Origin of the sequence: Chryseobacterium sp. HMWF035 (genome assembly GCF_003094695.1) — a bacterium.
GTDB classification, from domain to species: Bacteria; Bacteroidota; Bacteroidia; order Flavobacteriales; family Weeksellaceae; genus Chryseobacterium; species Chryseobacterium gambrini.
Genome location: NZ_QEHP01000050.1, coordinates 1 through 19,471, shown reverse-complemented (window position 1 = coordinate 19,471; position 19,471 = coordinate 1). Strand labels below are relative to the sequence as shown.

Here is a 19,471-nt window from a genome sequence, read left to right as displayed (position 1 = left end):
ACGACAAAAGTTTTAGTAATCCTGATTTTAATTAAATCGTGAAATTGTTTTGAAATAAAAAAACGGACTTTCGCCCGTTTTCCATATCATCTGTTCTGAATAAATTTTTAAACAAGAACTCTATTGTTTCTTATTGGAGCTTTGTCGCATAAGATATCGGCAATGCTTTTAGAAATAAGGTTTCCTTCAGTAAGATTATCTAGCCAGAAAAATTCTCCGGCACAGTTGATTTCAATGAAATAATATTCATCTTCCGGCGAAACAATCATATCAATTGCGCCGTAATCGATATGATAAACGTCTAAAAGTTCAAGCAACTTCGCTTCGATGTCTGTCGGAAGTTCCGCAGGAATCCATTTATCAATGAGATTTACCCCGTCTTTTCGCCAGTCTATTTTTGCGGCTTCCGATTGTTGAGAATCGATTTCGAAAGCATAAACATCTCTTCCGACAATGGTAATTCTAAGTTCTTTTTTCTTTTCAATTTTTTTCTGGAACTGCATCGGACAGTACAAAAGCGTATCCAGTTCCTCCAGCTTATCTTCGTTTACCACATTGGTGAAGACCACACTTTCAACGCCGTCTTCATAAATGGCAAATCCGGTCTGCATTTTGGCAACCACATTTTTATGTTTTACAATAAACTGTTTCGCTTCTTCCGGATTGTTGGTAAGGCAGGATTCGGGAATCTGAAGTCCTATTTTATGGGCTATTTTCAACTGTTCCTCTTTGCTGTCCAGTCTTCTGTATACACTCGGTTTTCCTAATGAATACACATCAATAGACTCTAAAAAACCAAAAAGCGTGGTTCTGACCTCTCCCATCGCGGCTCCGTAAAATTTAGAATCCAGTTCTTCCTTCAGTCCGCTTCCGATGTTGTAGGCTCTTCTGTACCAAACTGCGGAAATATCATCTAAACGGTGTTTTTTTTCGGGTGTTTCTAAAATACTGATCCATTTTCCGTCTTCAAAACGGGTGGATAATTTATTTTGCAAAGGGTATAAATCGACATCGAAACGGATGACTTCACAATGGTTTTCGGCAATGTATTCCGTTACTTTTTCTATGGAAAAATTATCTCCTGTATGGGTAATTATTAAAATTTTATTCATTGGTTTTCATTCTTTTTATAAGGTTGTCGGCAATTCTTTCTGCAATAGGAAAATTGAGTTCTTTCTGCAGCATTCCCCATTCTCCCTGCGGATTTACTTCAAGGAAATAGTAGTTTCCGTCTTTGCTTTTTATCATGTCGATTGCTCCGATGTACAGTCCCATTTCTTTCATCATTGAAGTTAAACTGGTTTTAATATTTTCGGGTAAGTTGTATTCTGACCAAAAATAATTTTCGTTGGCAATTCTCCAGTCGGCATTTTCGCTGTTATTGATTTTTCCGGTAAAAAATTCTCCTTCGAGATACAGTATTCTCAGTTCATATTCTTTTTCGATGTAGGGCTGAAAAATCATGGGACAATATTCTATGTCTTCTATATTTTCGAGAGAATTTTCATCGATGATATTGGTGGAAAGGAAATTTTCGCCGCTCATTGTTTTTGAAAGCGCACCATGAAGTTTTGCCACCATTTTTCCGCTGCATTTCTGATGGAAAAACTCGGTTATTTGTTCTGAATCGTTCGAAAAAATAGTTTCAGGAATAGTAAGGTTGTTTTTTTTGGCAATTCTCAATTGATGCATCTTATTGCCATCTATCTTGTTTTCATTCTCAAATGGATTGATCCACGGAACTTCTTCCAGCAAAGTGAAAAGATTATATCTGAGAGCAGCATACTCTTTCAGGAAAGTTTTTGTGTAGTTTTCGCCCAGTTCTCCGGGAACTGAAATTCCCCATGATTTTCTGTGCCACACCGCTTTAATTTCGTTTGAATTAACGGTATTTCCAAATTCATCGGTTAACTCAAAAAAGTTTTCGTTGATGCTGATTTTCTGATAATGACTGATTTTATCTGAATTCAGTCTGAAATAAGGAATATTTTTAGATTTTAAATATTCAAAAAAGATATCAATATTGTAAAAGTCCTGAGAATGCGTAATACAAAGAATCATCTGCCGGTTTTTATTAAAAAAGGAAACTTAGAGTGTAAGTTTCCTTTTAATATGATTTTTTAATGTGATCTGAATAATAAAAATCCATTAAACTGATGGAGAATCATCATCACCATCGGACGGATATTTCATAGTCTGTGCCATATCATAGATCGGCTTGGTCACTGTATCTACAGCGGGTTTTGTAATGCTGTCCTGTGATGCAATAGTTACATCTCCACCTCCTTTAATTTTTTCAGGATCCTGTAATTGTTTCTCTAAAAATGAAGCGAAGAAAGGTTTCTTTTTTGAATCTTTGTTTTTCATAGTTGTTTATTTTGGGTTATTCGTTTTTAGATTTCATTACCGCCCTCATCGCCATCGGAAGGATATTTCATGGTAACATTATCATTGGAAGGTTTTGTAACGCTGTCCTGAAGTGCTGTTGTAACGTTATCTTTTAACGGAGCTGTTGCAGCAGTTTCAGATCCTCCTTTGATTTTTTCCGGTTCTGCGATCTGTTTTTCTAAAAATGATGCGAAGAACGGCTTCTTGTTTTTCTTATTTTCCATGATGTTAATATTTAGTGATTTAGCTTCGACTAAAATATTAAAAAATATCACACAAAGTAGAATAAATTTTCGTTTTAAGAAAATTTTAACAAATTAACCCCAATAAACGCTTTATGTTATACAATATTCAAAAATTCTTTGACAATTTTAGCAAAATCTACAGGATTTTCAGCCTGCACCCAATGTCCTGCATTTTTCACCGTTGAAAACTGAGCTTTGGGAAACTGCTGTTTGATGGCAAATTCGTCCTGAGGAAGAATATAATTTGATTTTTCGCCTGCGATAAACAATGTCTCTCCTTCGAAAACGCCGAACTTTATCGCATTGGAAACAAACTGATTGTATTTTTCAGAAAGGGTTTTCAGGTTAAATCTCCAGTTGAGTTTTTTATTATCATCCCAATACAGATTTTTTGTGAGGAATTGTATGGTTGATCTTTCAGGAATGTACTGACTTAAAACCGCTTCCACATCATTTCTGGAATTTACCGTATTGAAATCCACCGTCTCTAAAGCTTTGATAATTCCCTGATGATGTGGAGGATATGCTTTCGGAGAAATATCCACAACGATGAGCTTTTCAACTTTTTCAGGATATTTAATAGCAAACTGCATCACTGCTTTTCCGCCTAAAGAATGCCCCAGAATATGAGCTTTTTCTATGCCGTAATGATCCATATACCGAAGAATATCATCCGCTAAATCGTCGTGAGACATCTCATCGGAATGAAAACTTCTCCCGTGATTGCGGAGATCAATAAGGTGAGTCGGTACAAATTCTCCGAAATCTTTCCCGAAGGTTCCCCAGTTATCAAGCATTCCAAATAAACCGTGAAATACCAAAAGCGGTGTCGACGAAAGATTTTCGCCAAATATTTTTGAATTTAAAATTTCCATACGTTTTGTTTTTAGGATAGAAGTGGGTTCTGGAAGCAGATAGTTCAGACAATACTTATCAAACCTTTGGCTTTACAAATCCCGCTTCCTGCCTTTTTACCATTTTGCCAGTCTCTTCAGATAAGCCTGAACTGTATTTTCCATTCCCATATATAACGCTTCGGAAACCAAAGCATGACCAATCGAAACTTCAAGCAAATTCGGAATGGTATCGGCGAAATATTTTAAATTTTCCAAGCTTAAATCGTGTCCTGCATTAATTCCCAATCCGAAATCTGTGGCAACAACCGCCGTATCATAATAAGGTTTTATGGCAGATTCTTTATTTTGGGTATAATTTTTAGCGTAAGCTTCGGTGTAGAGTTCAATTCTGTCGGTTCCTGTTTTGGCAGCATATTCTACCAGTTCGGGAGTCGGATCCAAGAAGATCGAAGTACGGATTCCCGCATTTTTAAATTCTGCGATAATTTCCGTAAGAAAATCCAGATGTTTTTTCGTGTCCCAACCTGCGTTTGAAGTAATGGCATCATCTGCATCGGGAACCAGCGTTACCTGCTCCGGTTTCACCTCAAGAACCATATCGATAAAAGAACGGTGAGGATTTCCTTCGATGTTGAATTCTGTTGTTACCAGAGGTTTCAGATCATAAACATCTTTTCTTGTGATGTGTCTTTCATCCGGTCTTGGATGGATGGTAATGCCCTGTCCTCCAAACTCCTGAATTTTTACGGCCGCCTCCGTTACACTTGGTGTTTCTCCTCCTCTTGCATTTCTCAGCGTCGCAATTTTATTAATGTTTACACTTAGTTTTGTCATACTGCAAAAATAAAAAAACCCAACTTAAAAGTGGGTTTATTATTTCATGAAATTTTACATTCGAAGAATAAGTTTCATTACACCTTTACACTGATCTGCATTACCTGAAGATCAAATTCTTTAGAAGCAACCAATAAATGATCAAAAATATCTGCCTGAATCTGCTCAAAATGTTCCCAACGCGAATCATTGGCGAAACAGTAGATTTCCAAAGGCAGACCTTGCGGAGTAATATCCAACTGACGAACCATCATTGCACCATCCTGATCCACATCGGGATCATTCTGCAGGTACTTTTCTGCGTAGTATCTGAAAACACCAATATTGGTAAGCTGTCTTCCGTTCACTATTTTATCACTGTGCTTCAAAGTCTCTTTTTCTTTTTTCAGCTCAATGCTTTTTCCTTCAAGATATTCTGAGATCAGATTAATGTCTTTCAGGCGATCAATGTCTTCTTCCGTTAAAAATTTAAAGGAATTGATATTAAAGTAGATTGATTTTTTAATTCTTCTGGTGTTGGATTCCGACATCACCTGAAGATTTTTAATCTCAGTGGTTAAAAGATCATAGGTGGGAATCGATGAAATGGTTTTATCGAAATTCATGATCTTCGTCGTTAAAAGACTGATGTCTGAAATATTTCCTTCTATATTGTATTTGGGAATACTGATCCAGTCCCCTACTTTAAGACTTTTAGAAGTTGAAACATGGATTCCGGTTACAAATCCAAGAATGGTATCGCGGAAAACCAGTACCAGAACCGCAGTAATTGCCCCTAAACTTCCAACAATCGTAGCTCCTTTAATCCCAAAAATCACACAGATTCCTACAATGGAGAAAATGAAAATTCCTAAAATTTTCATTGTTTCAGAAATCGCATTCAATGCCATGATTTTGTAATAATCCTGTTTAATGGCGAAATAATTTCTGAAAGCAGTGAGACCACGATAGAGCATTCCGGCAAGAATTAATACAAGTCCTAAATTAATGGAACGTATAATAAAAATGTTGGTTCTGGGAATTGCTTTTGGCGGAAAAATAGAAGTCTGAATCCCCAGTACAATGGCCAAAGCAAAAAGATGAGCTACGGAATTTGTTATTCTTGACTGATAAATTGATTTTATCACCGGGTATTTTTCTTCGTTATGAAAAAAACGGAAGATAAGATTAATCACAGGTTTTACAAGAAAGTCTACCAGCAAAAATAAAATAACAAGTATAGCAAGTTTTGTAAAGGCATGAAAAATCCAATCCAGACCTGCCGGAGAAATTTTGGTAATATATAAATAAAGCTGTTCGCTTAAATCCTGTATGAAATTTTTGGTTTCCTGTAACTGATCATTCATTCTAACAAATTTAGTAAAAAATTAAATCCTTCCAACACCGATTAAATAAGAATTTTTCACAAAACAATTGAAAATTAATTAACGATTATTTAAAATTGTTTTAAAATTTCAATATATTTAATAATAAAATCATTAATTTAGTCTCGTAATTAAAAACTATGATTTATGAAAAAACTTAACCTCTTTTTTATTTTTATCATCCTTTTTTCTTTGGGTTCCTGTCACTCGGATCCTTCTTCTCCTACAGAAGCCACGGTAGATAATACGGTAAAAACCGGAAAAATAACCGGAAAAGTAATGTCACAAAACGGAGCCAAAGCTATTGGCGGTGCGTCTGTTTTTACTTTCGACGATAAATATAAAATCTACTACACAACTTCTGATGCGGATGGTAATTTTACACTGGACGCTCCGGTCGGCAATCACACCATTCACATTCAGACCGGGAATGGAAGCAATTTCCGTACAGAAGTTGCTGCAACGGTAAAAAATAACGAAACTTTAACGTTGGATCTGTCTCAGACCAAACTGAATCAGGTGGCTAAAATTGCTTATGTAAAAGGTTCGTATGATAAAATTGAAGATATTATTCTTTCTTTGGGATATACCGCTACGGAAATCACAAATAATGATCTTACCAATTTAAATACCATTGCACAGTATGATATTATTTTCCTGAACTGCGGTTCCAGAAAATACTCCACCAATCAGGCACTTTTCCCTGCAATCGATGCAAACCTTGCGATCTTCGTTGCTAATGGCGGAAGTATTTATGCTTCAGATTGGGATGTTTCTTATTTAGTGGGTGGTACAGACAATACTTCAAGCTGCGCTCCTGCGGGAGGATTTGTTCCCGATTCAAAACTTTGTTCTACGAACACAGGAAATTCGGGCATTGTTCCGGCTGTGGTAAGCAACGCAGGATTGTCTTCGGCACTTGGTTTCAACAATCTGAATATCGATTTTGATTTGGGATCCTGGCAAAAAATTACCAATTATGACCCTTCTTACTGGGAAGTTCTAGTAAAAGACGGTGCTAATCAGGCATTGATGTTGAGAACGAATCATTTTACGGCTACAGGAATTCCGGTAACGCCTATTGGAAATGCTCCGAACACAACTTTTGTTCCGGTTTGCATTACAATTCCGGGAAGCAGTATTCAGATCACGATTTCGGTTCCGCAGACTTTAGTTCCTTATCTTGTTGCATTGGGTGCAACTGTAGGTCCTTGCTCAGGTTCTTCAAACAGCGGCTATATTTATTATACAAGTTTCCACAATCATGCTGCAGGAAACATCGGAAATGCGGGTGTTATTTTACAGTACGTGATCCTGAATCTTTAACAGAATTTTTTATCAATATAAAGTGGCTCTTTGGAGTCACTTTTGTTATATACTGCAAATAAATTTAAATTATGGACTCTACACTGATTAATATTCTTTGTCTTATTCTTTTGTTTCTGGGGATTTTAGGGACGTTTCTTCCTGTTTTGCCGGGCTTATTGCTGAGCATCTGCGGACTTTTAATTTATAAATTCGGAACAGATGCAGATCTTCCTATGATTTATGTTTGGGCATTCGGAATTCTGACGGTAGCTTCTGTAGTTTTGAATTATGTAATTCCGGCAAAAACCAATCAGAAATACGGAGGAACGCGTTGGGGAAGCATCGGTTCGATTATCGGAACCATTGTCGGAATATTTTTACCTATTCCTTTGGGTTTTCTGGTGGGAATGTTTGCAGGAGTGTTTATCGGAGAACTTCTTCACGACAGCAAGGATGTGAATAAAGCCCTGAAATCAACAAAAGGGGCTTTTATAGGATTTATTTACGGAACAGGTTTCAGTCTTGTGGTAGGTGTGGCAATGTTTTTGGTAGTATTATTAGATATGCTTAATATTATATAAAAAAATTATGCTACATAAAATGCTTATCCTGAGTTTAGGCTCATTGTTTTTAATGAACTGTAATGCTCAAAAAGAAAATAAATTAAAAGTGAACACGGATAAAACAGGCGTTACCAAAGTAACCAGCAAAGATGGCGGAATGATCTATTTCAACGAGGGTGAAAACAAATTCCTTGAAGAATATCAGATGAATGTAACCTTCAAAGGAATTTCTGAAGACAGCCGTTGCCCAAAAGACGTAAACTGCATTTGGGCAGGTGTTGCCGTGGCACAGGTTGAAGTAATGGGAACTGCAACCCGACCTGTGGTTCTGAATTTAGCCAGTATGGACAATGAAGGCAGAAACTATCATCAGTCGGCTGTTTTTAACGGATATACTATTTCTTTAACGGATGTTCAGCCTTATCCTGCTTCTGCAGACGGAACAAAGGCTTTGAACGGAAAATACAAAATAGGAATTACCATTAAAAAAGGAGGAGAAAATCCTACCATGAAATAGGTTTTTTCCCTTTTGAAACCAGATATTCATTAATTTTTGAAAAAGGTCTGCTTCCGAAGAATCCCCTGTAAACAGAAAACGGAGAAGGATGCGCAGATTTTAAGATAAAATGTTTAGCCGGATCGATGAGTTCGGCTTTTTTTTGTGCAAAAGCGCCCCAAAGAACAAAAACCACGTTTTCTTTTTTATCTGAAATTTCCTTGATGATGAAATCTGTAAATTTTTCCCATCCCAAATCTTTGTGTGAATTCGGAGAATGCGCACGAACGGTTAAAGTTGCATTCAACAGTAAAACGCCTTGTTTTCCCCAATCGTCCAATTCTTTTGAAGTTCTTTCAACACCTAAATCATCTTTTAATTCAATAAAAATATTTTTCAGAGAAGGTGGTGCAGCTACCTGTTCGGAAACGGAAAAGCACAGACCATTCGCCTGATAATCATTATGATAAGGATCCTGTCCGATGATCACCACTTCAATATCTTCAAAAGGCGTAATTTCCAACGCTCTGAAAATCTGATTTTTTGGTGGAAAAACTTTAGTGGTTGCATATTCCTGCTTTACTTTTTCCCATAAACCGGTAAAGTATTCTGTATTTTTTATCGGGGCTAATATTTCTGTCCAGGTCATTTTTTAAATTTGAAAATTTGAGAACGAATTAATTTAAAAATTCAATTTTTACGCCAACTGTCATTCTGAATGAAGCAAAGCGAAATGAAGAATCTAGCGCAAATTTAATGATTAAAATAAAAAAGATTTCTCCTCCGTCGAAATGACAAATAAATTTATTTAATTATCCACTATTAATCATACTTTTTTTTATTCAAAGAACCTTATCAATTCTTTGAAAATACTACCCTAAAACATCAACATAATCTCCATTATCCAGTCTCAAGACAACTCTATCATTTCCAGCAGAATTTTGATTAAGCCAGTTTAATGAGTCTTCAAGTTTTTCTCTTCATAAAATTTATTATAGAATAATCTAATCCCACGGTAGATACATTTATCCTCTTCGATAAGAAAACCAATAATTCTTTTTTTTCTTCTTCAAACTAAAAACCAGATTCTCCGGAAAATCTTCATCCTTTCTATCCTCCTGCAATACAAAATCATGTTTTAAAAGAAGTCCTTTTGAAATTTCGTTGAGTTTGTGCGTCATCGCAACAATTTCCTGCAAATGTAAATTTTTAAATGCAAAATCCACGACTGCAGCCAAAGCTTCCGACATGATGCCTTTTCTGTGATACTCCGGTAATAATTCATAACCGACTTCTGCTTCTTTCCGGTCTTCGGAAAAATTCCAGAGACAAATGGTTCCAATCAGATTCGGGTGGTCTTTTAACGAAATTCCCCAATAAAAAGACGTCTGATTTCGGGTATTTTCTTTAATGGTTAAAATAAACTGAAGCGCATCATAATTGTTTTTAGGAGGATTTCGGTGTACGAACTGGTTGATGGTTTCATTGCTTCTGATCTTTAGAATGTCTTCCGTATAACTTTCGTCGATGGGTTTCAGAATTAATGTTTCGGTTTCTAGCTTCATAGTTCAAACTTACATAAATTTAGTAATTAAACTCACTAATTTCTGCTACAAAAATCACAAAAATTTTATTGAAATAAGTGTAGAACAAAGTCCAAAAATTCAATGGAGGCTGTTAAACATTTATCTAATTATACAGCACATTAATGATTTCAGAAAAACTTTACAAAAAGATAACATCCTGAATACAATCGAAGCGTTACAAAATATCAAACTGGACTTGCCCAAGCTTATATTAATAAAAGAGATCAAATCAATAAATCATTTTCAAATTCTCAAATTATTTCATTTTCAAATTAATTATCTTTGCACTGTGTATATAAATAAAGAAGATTTAAACGAATTAGAGTTTCCGCAATTGCTCGCGGAAATTTCTCCCTTTGCGTATTCTCCGAAAACAAGAGAAAAAATTCTTCAACTTCGTCCGATGGAAATAGACGAGGCAGAACTTTCATTGAAAAAAACTTCCGAGTATCTTTCGAGTTTTGAAAGTTCAAATGCAATTCCGTTTGATGAATATGAAGATATCGAAAGTGAGCTGAAGCTTATGCTGATCGAAAATTACCGACTGGAAAACAGCGCTTTCATCAAAATCAAAACCATCACGGAGCAAATCGGGAAACTGCAGAAGTTCTTCCCGACCATGCCGGAAACCTTCCCTACTCTCATGGAAGATGTTTCTGTTCTGGAATTCAGAAAAGAGATTATTGATAAAGTTGATAAGGTGTTCAACCGTTTCGGTGAGGTTAAAAGCGAAGCTTCTCCTGCTTTAAAAGGATTAAGAAGTGAAATTCAGCACGCGAAAAAAGCGATTCAGGAAAATTTCAACCGTGCGTTAACGACTTACGGACAGAGTGATTTTCTGGATGATATCCGTGAAACGATTATTGATGACCAAAGAGTTTTAGCGGTAAAATCGGGATTCAAAAGAAGAGTTCCGGGAAGGGTTTTGGGACTTTCAAAAACCGGTTCCATCACTTATATTCAGCCGGATTCCGTAGTAAAGCATTATTTTAAGCTTCGTGAAAGCGAGGAGGAAGAGAAAAAGGAAATTGATAAGATTTTAAGACAGCTTACCGCAGAAGTAGCGGAATTTCAACCTCAGCTCTGGAGATATCAGAAGTATATTTTCGACCTTGATTTAACGAGAGCGAAGGCAAAATTTGCTGAACTTATCAACGGTGTTTTACCAAAAATCAACCGTCACAAAACGTTAAGATTAAGAGAAGCGTTCCATCCTTTACTGTTTTTAAGAAATAAAGCGGAAAATAAAACGATCTACTCTCAAACGCTGAGTTTAACGGAACACAACAGAATCATCTGTATTTCCGGACCAAATGCGGGAGGAAAATCCATTACGCTGAAAACAGTTGGTTTGCTGCAATTGATGATCCAAAGCGGAATTCTGGTTCCGACCCACCCGAAATCGGAAATGTTTTTCTTTGATAAGATCATGACCGATATTGGGGATAATCAGTCGATTGAAAATCACCTTTCGACGTATTCATCAAGATTGAAGAAAATGTCGGGAATCATTCGTGAAGCTGAAGCGAATACGCTTTTACTAATCGATGAATTCGGTACAGGTTCCGATCCTGAACTGGGAGGTGCATTAGCAGAAAGTTTCCTTGAGTTTTTTTATGACAAAAAAAGTTTTGCAATCATTACGACGCACTACACCAATATTAAACTTGTTGTAGAGCAGCTTCCGAATGCCCAGAATGCCGCAATGCTATTCAATGAAGAAACGCTGGAACCGATGTATAAACTGGAAGTGGGACAAGCGGGAAGTTCATTTACTTTTGAGGTGGCGGAAAAGAATAAAATCCCGAGATTCATTATTCATTCTGCCAAGAAAAAGGTGGAACATGATATTGTAAATCTGGATAAAACGATTGTAAAACTTCAGCAGGAAAAATATGAAGTGGAAAAGCTTAAAACCGATCTTGCCGAAAGAAAAGAATCTGTAGAAGATAAGCGCGATAACCTTCAGAAACTGAATGAACAGCTTCAGCAGAAGCTATTCAATTTCCAGAAATTATATGAAGAAGAGCACCGTAAACTGCAGTTCGGGAACAAAATTGAGGCTTTTATCGACAGCTACGTAAAAGGAAAATCCAGAAAAGATGTGGTAAAAGATTTTGTAAAAATTCTTGAGCAGGAAAAATTCAGAAAACTGGGAGCAGATAAAGATGAGTCTAAACGTCTGCAAGTTGTGAAAAGGAAGATTACCCAACAGCTTAAAAAGGAAGAAGTAATTGAAAAAATTACGGAAACCAATGAAAAACTGGAGGAAAAACGCAAAACCGACCGCGCTCTCTGGATGAAAGTCGGGCAACGTGTCCGTATTTCCGGCAGCACGAGTGTGGGAACGATTGAAAAAATTTCACGGAATAAAGTAATTGTGAATTACGGAACTTTTAAAACGACGATTGACGCAGACGAACTGGAAAGAATTTAAATGATAACGGTAAAAACTCATATTAGTTTTAAGGATTTTCTGATGTTTCATCTCAAAAGTTCTTTAATAAGGCTTATTGCTTTTCCTTTGCTGATTCTGCTTTTCTTTATTGTGAAACTGTTTGCGGACGGCAATTCTGAACAGGAAATTTTGCTTTCGGCTTCAATGTGGCTTGGAATTATGTTTCTGTTTATCGTGATCCGGTCTTTTTTACGGCTGAAATTTGCATTCAGTTCCAATAAAAAGATTCAGGAACATATTACATATATTTTTACGGAAGAGAAAATCCGTACGGAAGGAGAAACTTTTGATGCAGAATTTGCATGGAATACGGTTTATAAAGTGAGGGAAAATAAAGAATGGTTTCTGATCTACCAAAGCGCACAGACGATGAATATGGTTCCGAAAAAGTATTTTACGAAGGATGAGATTACCGGATTGCGAAGAATGATTACAGAAAATAATGTAAAAGCAAAACTTAGAAAAGAGTAATGTACTTACAAAATATATCTCATGAGAGCGTCTGTTCAGGACGCTCTTTTATTTTAAATTTTATATTTTTACCCCAAACAATAATTTATGAAGAACTTAAAAATACTGTCCGACTTTCTGCCGATACCGAGCTATACTGTAATTATCCTTTGTTTTTTATTTCCCTTTTTCCTCGTGAAATGCGGTAACGTTACTTTGATGTCTGTAAAGGGAACTGATCTGATAACGGGAGTTTCTAAGCAAAAAATGGACGAAAGAATGAGAGAAAGCATTAAAAAAAGTTCTCCTTATGCATCTTCCGTAAGCAATCAGGAAGATCATTCAACGTCATCAGATGATTCTCAGGAAGAAAGTGACAAAGGTGATATTTTGCCAAATCCGTTTGTTATTCTTTCTTTTCTAATGGCGATTGCGGGAATTGCTGTGCAACTGATGAAAACCATACGAAACAAGTATCTTTATCATCTTGGGTTTTCTGTAACCGGACTTCTTGGGTTTTTAGGATTTTATCTCAGTTTTAAAGCAAAAATGGAAGATCTGGAACATACCACAGGAATGGGAATGGATGGAAAAATAAATATTGCGTACAGTTTCGGAGATGCTTTTTATATTGCTGCCGCTGTATTTTCAGTTGTTTTTGTTTTCTTTGGAATCTATTCTTATCTGTTTTTGTCAAAAAAAGATCTGGATAAAATTTAACGATATTTGGTTATCAGTTTCTAAAAAATTTCAGATTTTTATTCTTCTGAGAGCTTAATATATTTTAGTAAAAGCTTTATAATCAATTGATTTAACTTTGGTTGAATTCAAAATTAGTTTAAACAGATATATGGTTAAAAATATAAGGATTCTATGGATTTTCTATGTAAAATTATTGATTCCTGCTGTTCTATTTTCTTTGTTGATGAATGCCCTACTTGGTTTTACGGCTGACAATTTCGGATTGTGTTTTTTGGTATTTTTTCCGGCTTTTCATTATCTGATTTATGAATTAAGATTTAAAAATGAATATTTTTTCTTTGCCAATTTCGGGTTTTCAAGAGTTTTTCTTTGGATCTTCACTTTTTCAGCAGGGGTAATTGTTAATTTGATTACAAAATTAATATGAGCAAATTGCATATTGACAGTGTTACAAAATCTTTTAACGAAAAGAAAATTCTGAGAGATATCTACATGGCTTGTGAAACAGGAAAGATTATCGGATTGCTGGGAAGAAACGGTACGGGAAAATCTACTCTTTTAAAAATTATTTTCGGAACAGAGAAAAGCGATTCTCAGTTTGTAAGAGTGGATGATAGAATTTTACAAAACCAAATGGACAGAAAAGGAAGGATTGCTTATTTACCTCAGCATTCTTTTCTTCCAAGGGGTGTAAAAATTAAAAAACTGATCTCACTTTTCTGTAATGAAGAAAATGCAGATCAGCTCATTGCATCAGATTTGTTAAAACCTTTTTTAAATGAAACTTCTGGAAGTCTTTCCGGCGGTGAGAAGAAAATTGTTGAGGTTCTTTTAATTTTATATTCCGATTCAAAGTTTATTCTTCTGGATGAACCTTTTAACGCTTTATCTCCAAAAATGATTGTTGAAATTCAGAGAATGATTAAAGAACAATCACAACAGAAAGGAATTATCCTCTCAGATCATCGCTATAAGGAAGTGTTGGAAGTTTCAGATGAAATTTATCTTCTTTCTGATTCTTATTTAAGGCAGATTAAAGATTCAAAAGAATTAAAACGGCACGGTTATCTTCCGGTTTCCTATTCAGATTAATTCAGAAGAATATTTTTTTCCATTTCCCTACCGTATTTCTGCTCATTTTAAACTTAATAGCCAGTTCAGTATTGTTTAAATTATTTTTTTTCTGGTAATCCAGAATTTTCAGAATGGTAGATTTATCATATGATTTCAAATTCTGATCTGTCTTATTGGGTTTTAAAATATTATTGATCTCTAAGACATCTAAGAAATCTAATTCTCTTTTCTGAAGGATTGGTGTACACTGATCCAGTTTTTCAGGATATTTCAATGCAACTAAATCACTATAAATCTGCTTGTAGTCCGGAACGGTTTTCTTTATTTTTTTCTCTTTGATATCCATTTGTAAAGTGTTGTGCTAGGAATTTTGTATTTTTCATAGATTTCATGTCTTGATAGTTTTTTTTCTTCCATCAATTCGAGGATAAAATCAATGATTTCCTGTGTGTAGATATTTTTTCTGAAACTGGATTTTAAGGTCTTCTTTTTATTAAGTGCTGATTTTAAATTGGAAGAAGGGGGTGCATAAAATATTAAATGCTGTGTGTAAAGTCTAAAGAAATCATAATTAAGAAGTTTACTCCACTTTAGTAAAAGTGCACTGTCTATGTGTGAAGAATCATACATTCTTAGTATATCTTTTTCTCCGAGATTAAAATAATTACAGATGTGGGAAATTTCCATCCCACATTCTGTAACCTTAATTTCAATAAACTTACCAATATGGATGTCCTTGAAATTCATTTTTCATCAATGTGTATTATATTTACTATTGTCCTGTAATCTGTTCGATTTTAATAAAAACTTTTTGTTTGGTAACCTGTGTTGCAGTAGCCGAAGGATCCATCCCTGCCATTACAGTCGCTATGTAAGCTACTTTTGAGGTTGTGGAAGTATCAATCCAGGAATAGTATCGATATTCCGGTCCGCTGTTATCAGCATTATAAATTCCCGGATTACCCCATGCTCCTGCATTAGAAGTAGATAATGATCTCCAGGTATTTCCAACTCCTCCACCAGGAACCTGTGACGGCACCACTAAATTTCCTCCGGCATCTGTAATCTGTCCTCCATAAAATGTAGAGTAATTCCACATGATGGTTTTTGATGTACTGGAGTTATTTCGTAAAAGTACGTTGTTTTCTGCTCCACTTGCAGTTGAAGTTGTATTATTGGTAGCAGTAGCCGTAGCATTCTGAAGAGAATGTCTCATAAAAACTTTTACTGTATAAAGACCATCTGGTGTCTTTGCTTCTACTACAAATCCTTTTACTCCTGTATCCGGATCTGTAATAAACTTCATGTAATCCATCACAGCTACTGTTTTAATGTCAGCATTCACCTGAGTTCCTACGGTAACAGAGCTACAGCCTGTAAGTCCCGAATTTGCTGTAATAAAAGGAGTCAGATCAAATGTTATCCCCACCGGTGACGTTTGCGAAGCAATAGGTGTTCCCTGTACTGCAAATGCTAAAGAACCGGATCCAACCTCAAGCTTTCCGCCGGTAATGGTTGCCGTAACTCCCGGATTTCCTACTGAATATAATGTAATTCCACTGTACTGACCACCGTTTGCTCCAGAGTATGGAATTTTCATCACGGTTCCTGAAGTAATTGCAGTAGGTGTATTTCCATCAATCAACTGGGATGGATCCAACGCCGCCGCGTTACAGTTTAACACAGCAACTGCGCTAACCGGAGAAGTGTCTTCCATAAGACGCCACTCACTTCCGTTCCAGTAAACATACCCGGAATAACTAAATCCTGAATTTGTTCCTAAATTATACACCAATAATCCTGTTGCCGGATTCGGAATTGTTGTAATATCCGTTCTGGATGTTAAAGCCATTCTCGGAATAAGAAGACCTTTTTTGCTTCCTGAAGAAAGCTGATCCACATTCATATCCAGTATAGCAGATCCATCTGGAGTTACTGTACCAATACCTACACTTCCATTACTCTTAACAACAAAGTCGTCGGAAGACTGTAAAGCTGTTGGTGCGTTATCCGGATCATTGGTTGTGGCAGAAGAAGATTTTCCGTCTACGTGGAATACACCTTGCGGTTTTGTGGTATTAACACCAACCTGAGCAAAAGATTTAATTCCCAAAACAGAAAAAGCCATGAGAAGAAATAATTTTTTTTTGTTCGTCATAATATATGTTTTTTAAGGAGGTTATCAGATATCTACATTATAAATATTTAAAGATTAAATTTTTATTGTAATTTTGCTAACTGAAAAACACATTGCAAATATAGAGTCACATTTTTGAGTAGAAAACAAGAGATAAATGATAAATGACTTTTCATTGCAACTAATATAAACCACTGATAATCAAAATAATTAATAAATGATTTTCTGAATTTTATTATATTAGATTGGTATGGGGAAAAAAAATATTGAGAGCGAAGTGCTTAATCTGAAAAGAGAGCTCGCCAACAGATACGTCTATGTACTGGGTGTAACTTTTATTACATTCATCCTGGTTTTCTCATTTTATATGAAAGATCCGGTAATGGTTTATTATCTCATCGGAGGTTTTTTTTCATTACTGCTTCCTTTTTACATATTGGGAAATCATTACGATCTTCTTAAAGTAGTGAAGATTTTCATTCTTGTAATGCCGCTTTATAATCTGTTTATAGTATTCAGGTTCTGGAATATTTCGGTCTGCAGTTTAATATGGATTGTAGCCCTACCCTTTTGGGCTAATGTTTTTTTTTCGAAAAAAGAAGTTGTTTTCTTCACAGTATATGCTATTTTTCTCATAAGTTTCTGCTGCGTATTTGCGGGAAACGATTACTTCGGATATCCTTTTAATGATCTTGAGAAAGGACGCCTTACAGATGCTTTCATATTTACTGTTAACCTTATACAGATATTTTTAGGAACATATTATAAAAGCCTGATTCAAAATATAAAGAGTAAAGAGGTAATTATTGAGAAAAAGGTTTCTCAGCCTGCTCCTGTTGCCGATAAAGATTTGCAACTTGCAGAAAATATTTTTGAGAAAATAGACCAGGAAGTTATTGGTAATAAGTTATTCAGAAATGCAGATTTAACGATTTCCGAGCTCAGCAGTACAATTAAAGTGAATAACAATTATATTTCCAAAGCCATAAAAATCAACGGATTCGATAATTTTAATCATTACATCAATACGCATCGTGTAGTATATGTGAAAAATAAACTTCATAGTGATGAACTGAAAACGATGACTTTGATGCACATCTATTCTGAAGCAGGATTTAAGAATCAGTCAACTTTTAATAAAGTATTTAAGAAAATAGAAGGGGTAACTCCAAGTGAATATATACAGAAAACCAGTACAAAGGTTTCATGACAGCTTTTTTTTAATTTAAATTAGTTTAGATACATTCATAAGTTTACTTTTATACTTTTGAAAAGTTTAAACAAATTTTAATTTATATATTTGAACTGTCAAAAAATTTCATGATGATGTCTCTACGTAAAGCATTTTATCTTTCAGTTTTCGGTGTTTTTTCTTTTGCGTTGGCGAAAGGTCAGAATAAAGTTCCTTTCGGTGTTGTAAAAGCTGAAGAAGGTTATGCAATGGTGCGCGTTCATAAAGACGACTACAGAAAAATCGTCGATAAAATCCGTATGAAAACAGGAGATGTTTTTATTTACGAAAAACCTGCGCCGGGAGAAACGGAATGGATCTGGATAAAATATCCTGAAAAAGAGGACACGGAAAAACCTTTCGTAAGATACGACAGCATTACTAAAGAAGGTATGGTTAATAAAAACCGTGTGGTTTTTGTGGATAAATTAGCACCATTTACGCCTTCAAAATCCAAGAACGGAAAATCTCTGATCTTTACAGACGACACCAATCCTAAAATTCCGGGAAATCAGAGAACAAAAGTCATCATTGATGTTTATCCTTCCTATGCACACATCAAGAAACAGGAAAAAGATGCCAATGGAAATATTATTAAAGTTGACAAAGTAAAAGCCTGGGGCGTAGGAAAGGAATTGCCTGAAGGTTTAACCGAAATAAAATCTGTACGCGTTCAGCAGCCGGGAAGAGGCTCTGTTTTTGTAAGAGACGCTATTAAAAATATGTTTCAGCCTACAATGGATTTCAATAATGTTGGGGTAACCGCCATCGACAATGATCATATTTTTCTATATATGATTAACGGTTCCGGTGAAAACCGCTATACAACGATCTGGACTATCAAACAGGGAAAAGCTGAAAGCCAGATCATCTATAAAACTCCCGAATAATTCATTAATAATCATTATTTTTGTACCCGAAAAGCATCCGTCTTTAACTCTTTTGTAAAGTCTGTTACTTTTCAGGAAACTGGTTTTGCTTAACTGCAGATTAAAAGGGAATCGTGTGAAAATCACGAGCTGTCGCGCAACTGTAAGTAACTGAAGTCTTTATTAAAATCCACTGTGCTGGTCATGGGAAGGAAATAAAGATGTTACAAGTCAGGAGACCTGCCTTTTTCTTCATAACAAAAAACTTTCGCGATTTGAAGTTTGTTGATCTAATGGACACTCAGAGATTTCTGTCTCTGCTTTTTCTGTTGTTCTTCTATTTTTCATCTCGCTTTAATTAATAATGATATATGACTACAGAAGAAAGAATTGAAGCATCTGAAACCCGAATTTTCAAAGCGGTTTTCCCGAACACAACCAATCATTACGATACCCTTTTCGGAGGTACAGCGATGCAGCTGATGGATGAAGTGGCATTTATTGCTGCCACCAGATTTGCAAGAAAACGCGTGGTAACCGTAAGCAGCGATAAGATTGATTTTAAAAGATCGATTCCTGCCGGAACCATTGTTGAACTGATTGGAAAAGTGGTTCACGTCGGAAAAACGAGTATGAAAGTAAATGTGGAAATTTTCACGGAACAGATGTATTCGTATGAAAGGGAAAGAGCGATTGTAGGCGATTTTACTTTTGTAGCGATTGATGAGTTTAAGAAACCTATCCAAATCTTATAAAAGGTTCCGGCGACCTTCGGTCGCCGGAATCCAATATTTTCAATGTTCTTTAAAGCGGTTTCGGCGGGCTTTGCCTAGTCATGGTCGGAAGAAATCCGACCTCTTTTATGTTTTGAAAACTTTGTCTGGATTTCCTCCTGCAAAAATGATTAAT

General features: G+C 35.6%; 22 protein-coding genes and 1 riboswitch. Of the genes, 10 read left to right on the top strand and 12 right to left on the bottom strand.

What is annotated here, in order from left to right; genetic code table 11:
• Positions 1-107: 107 nt before the first annotated feature.
• The 7 genes from DD829_RS08195 to DD829_RS08165 all read right to left on the bottom strand — a co-directional run bounded on the left by DD829_RS08195 (position 108) and on the right by DD829_RS08165 (position 5,670).
• Positions 108-1,112, bottom strand: coding sequence for an MvdD family ATP-grasp ribosomal peptide maturase (locus tag DD829_RS08195; protein ID WP_108410708.1), 1,005 nt, complete (start codon positions 1,110-1,112; stop codon positions 108-110).
• Positions 1,105-2,061: an MvdC/MvdD family ATP grasp protein gene (locus DD829_RS08190; RefSeq protein ID WP_108410709.1), complete on the bottom strand. Its 957-nt coding sequence runs from the start codon at positions 2,059-2,061 to the stop codon at positions 1,105-1,107. The genes DD829_RS08195 and DD829_RS08190 overlap by 8 nt, the downstream gene beginning before the upstream one ends.
• An 87-nt stretch (positions 2,062-2,148) precedes the next feature.
• Positions 2,149-2,367 (bottom strand): microviridin/marinostatin family tricyclic proteinase inhibitor, encoded by a 219-nt coding sequence (locus tag DD829_RS08185; protein ID WP_076392378.1) that lies wholly within the window; start codon positions 2,365-2,367, stop codon positions 2,149-2,151.
• A 26-nt stretch (positions 2,368-2,393) separates the two neighbouring features.
• Complete coding sequence (locus DD829_RS08180; RefSeq protein WP_076392376.1) at positions 2,394-2,612, bottom strand: microviridin/marinostatin family tricyclic proteinase inhibitor; 219 nt, start codon at positions 2,610-2,612, stop codon at positions 2,394-2,396.
• 116 nt (positions 2,613-2,728) lie between these two features.
• Positions 2,729-3,508 (bottom strand): alpha/beta fold hydrolase, encoded by a 780-nt coding sequence (locus DD829_RS08175; protein WP_076392374.1) that lies wholly within the window; start codon positions 3,506-3,508, stop codon positions 2,729-2,731.
• Between the two features lie 96 nt (positions 3,509-3,604).
• Positions 3,605-4,324 (bottom strand): pyridoxine 5'-phosphate synthase, encoded by a 720-nt coding sequence (locus DD829_RS08170; RefSeq protein WP_108411010.1) that lies wholly within the window; start codon positions 4,322-4,324, stop codon positions 3,605-3,607.
• A gap of 77 nt (positions 4,325-4,401) precedes the next feature.
• Positions 4,402-5,670, bottom strand: a complete 1,269-nt coding sequence (locus tag DD829_RS08165) for a mechanosensitive ion channel family protein (RefSeq protein ID WP_076392370.1) — start codon at positions 5,668-5,670, stop codon at positions 4,402-4,404.
• Between the two features lie 165 nt (positions 5,671-5,835).
• Here DD829_RS08165 and DD829_RS08160 point away from each other — a divergent pair, with 165 nt between their 5' ends.
• From DD829_RS08160 to DD829_RS08150, 3 genes are all read left to right on the top strand, one after another.
• On the top strand, positions 5,836-7,014 hold the full coding sequence (locus DD829_RS08160; RefSeq protein WP_076392368.1) for a carboxypeptidase regulatory-like domain-containing protein: 1,179 nt from the start codon (positions 5,836-5,838) through the stop codon (positions 7,012-7,014).
• Positions 7,015-7,085: 71 nt separating this feature from the next.
• Entirely contained in the window at positions 7,086-7,577 is a 492-nt protein-coding gene (locus DD829_RS08155; RefSeq protein WP_076392366.1) for a DUF456 domain-containing protein, read from the top strand.
• A gap of 7 nt (positions 7,578-7,584) precedes the next feature.
• A complete protein-coding gene (locus DD829_RS08150) occupies positions 7,585-8,076 on the top strand; it encodes a hypothetical protein (RefSeq protein ID WP_108411303.1) in 492 nt (163 codons plus the stop codon).
• Here DD829_RS08150 and DD829_RS08145 read toward each other — a convergent pair.
• Complete coding sequence (locus DD829_RS08145; RefSeq protein ID WP_108411304.1) at positions 8,063-8,704, bottom strand: uracil-DNA glycosylase; 642 nt, start codon at positions 8,702-8,704, stop codon at positions 8,063-8,065. The genes DD829_RS08150 and DD829_RS08145 overlap by 14 nt on opposite strands.
• A gap of 376 nt (positions 8,705-9,080) precedes the next feature.
• A complete protein-coding gene (locus tag DD829_RS08140) occupies positions 9,081-9,620 on the bottom strand; it encodes a GNAT family N-acetyltransferase (protein WP_108411037.1) in 540 nt (179 codons plus the stop codon).
• Between the two features lie 310 nt (positions 9,621-9,930).
• Here DD829_RS08140 and DD829_RS08135 point away from each other — a divergent pair, with 310 nt between their 5' ends.
• From DD829_RS08135 to DD829_RS08115, 4 genes are all read left to right on the top strand, one after another.
• Complete coding sequence (locus DD829_RS08135) at positions 9,931-12,078, top strand: endonuclease MutS2 (RefSeq protein WP_108409807.1); 2,148 nt, start codon at positions 9,931-9,933, stop codon at positions 12,076-12,078.
• On the top strand, positions 12,079-12,570 hold the full coding sequence (locus DD829_RS08130; protein ID WP_108409805.1) for a YcxB family protein: 492 nt from the start codon (positions 12,079-12,081) through the stop codon (positions 12,568-12,570). It begins immediately after the preceding gene.
• An 87-nt stretch (positions 12,571-12,657) separates the two neighbouring features.
• Complete coding sequence (locus DD829_RS08125) at positions 12,658-13,269, top strand: hypothetical protein (RefSeq protein WP_123906832.1); 612 nt, start codon at positions 12,658-12,660, stop codon at positions 13,267-13,269.
• Positions 13,270-13,674: 405 nt separating this feature from the next.
• Complete coding sequence (locus tag DD829_RS08115; RefSeq protein ID WP_108409777.1) at positions 13,675-14,343, top strand: ATP-binding cassette domain-containing protein; 669 nt, start codon at positions 13,675-13,677, stop codon at positions 14,341-14,343.
• Between the two features lies 1 nt (position 14,344).
• On the opposite strand, the gene DD829_RS08110 is transcribed toward DD829_RS08115, so the two are convergent.
• The 3 genes from DD829_RS08110 to DD829_RS08100 are packed head-to-tail and all read right to left on the bottom strand — an operon-like array spanning position 14,345 to position 16,483.
• A complete protein-coding gene (locus DD829_RS08110) occupies positions 14,345-14,671 on the bottom strand; it encodes a transposase (protein WP_108409776.1) in 327 nt (108 codons plus the stop codon).
• The gene (locus DD829_RS08105) at positions 14,647-15,072 is read right to left on the bottom strand and encodes a transposase (RefSeq protein WP_108409775.1); all 426 of its coding nucleotides are present in this window, start codon (positions 15,070-15,072) and stop codon (positions 14,647-14,649) included. Before DD829_RS08105 ends, DD829_RS08110 begins: the two co-directional genes overlap by 25 nt.
• 25 nt (positions 15,073-15,097) lie before the next feature.
• The gene (locus DD829_RS08100) at positions 15,098-16,483 is read right to left on the bottom strand and encodes a hypothetical protein (RefSeq protein WP_108409774.1); all 1,386 of its coding nucleotides are present in this window, start codon (positions 16,481-16,483) and stop codon (positions 15,098-15,100) included.
• 229 nt (positions 16,484-16,712) lie between these two features.
• Here DD829_RS08100 and DD829_RS08095 point away from each other — a divergent pair, with 229 nt between their 5' ends.
• The 3 genes from DD829_RS08095 to DD829_RS08085 all read left to right on the top strand — a co-directional run bounded on the left by DD829_RS08095 (position 16,713) and on the right by DD829_RS08085 (position 19,317).
• Entirely contained in the window at positions 16,713-17,672 is a 960-nt protein-coding gene (locus DD829_RS08095) for a helix-turn-helix domain-containing protein (protein WP_108409773.1), read from the top strand.
• Between the two features lie 113 nt (positions 17,673-17,785).
• The gene (locus DD829_RS08090) at positions 17,786-18,583 is read left to right on the top strand and encodes a hypothetical protein (RefSeq protein WP_228408152.1); all 798 of its coding nucleotides are present in this window, start codon (positions 17,786-17,788) and stop codon (positions 18,581-18,583) included.
• Positions 18,584-18,646: 63 nt separating this feature from the next.
• A riboswitch (cobalamin riboswitch) is annotated at positions 18,647-18,825 on the top strand.
• 108 nt (positions 18,826-18,933) lie between these two features.
• The gene (locus DD829_RS08085) at positions 18,934-19,317 is read left to right on the top strand and encodes an acyl-CoA thioesterase (protein ID WP_076392338.1); all 384 of its coding nucleotides are present in this window, start codon (positions 18,934-18,936) and stop codon (positions 19,315-19,317) included.
• Positions 19,318-19,471 lie beyond the last annotated feature (154 nt).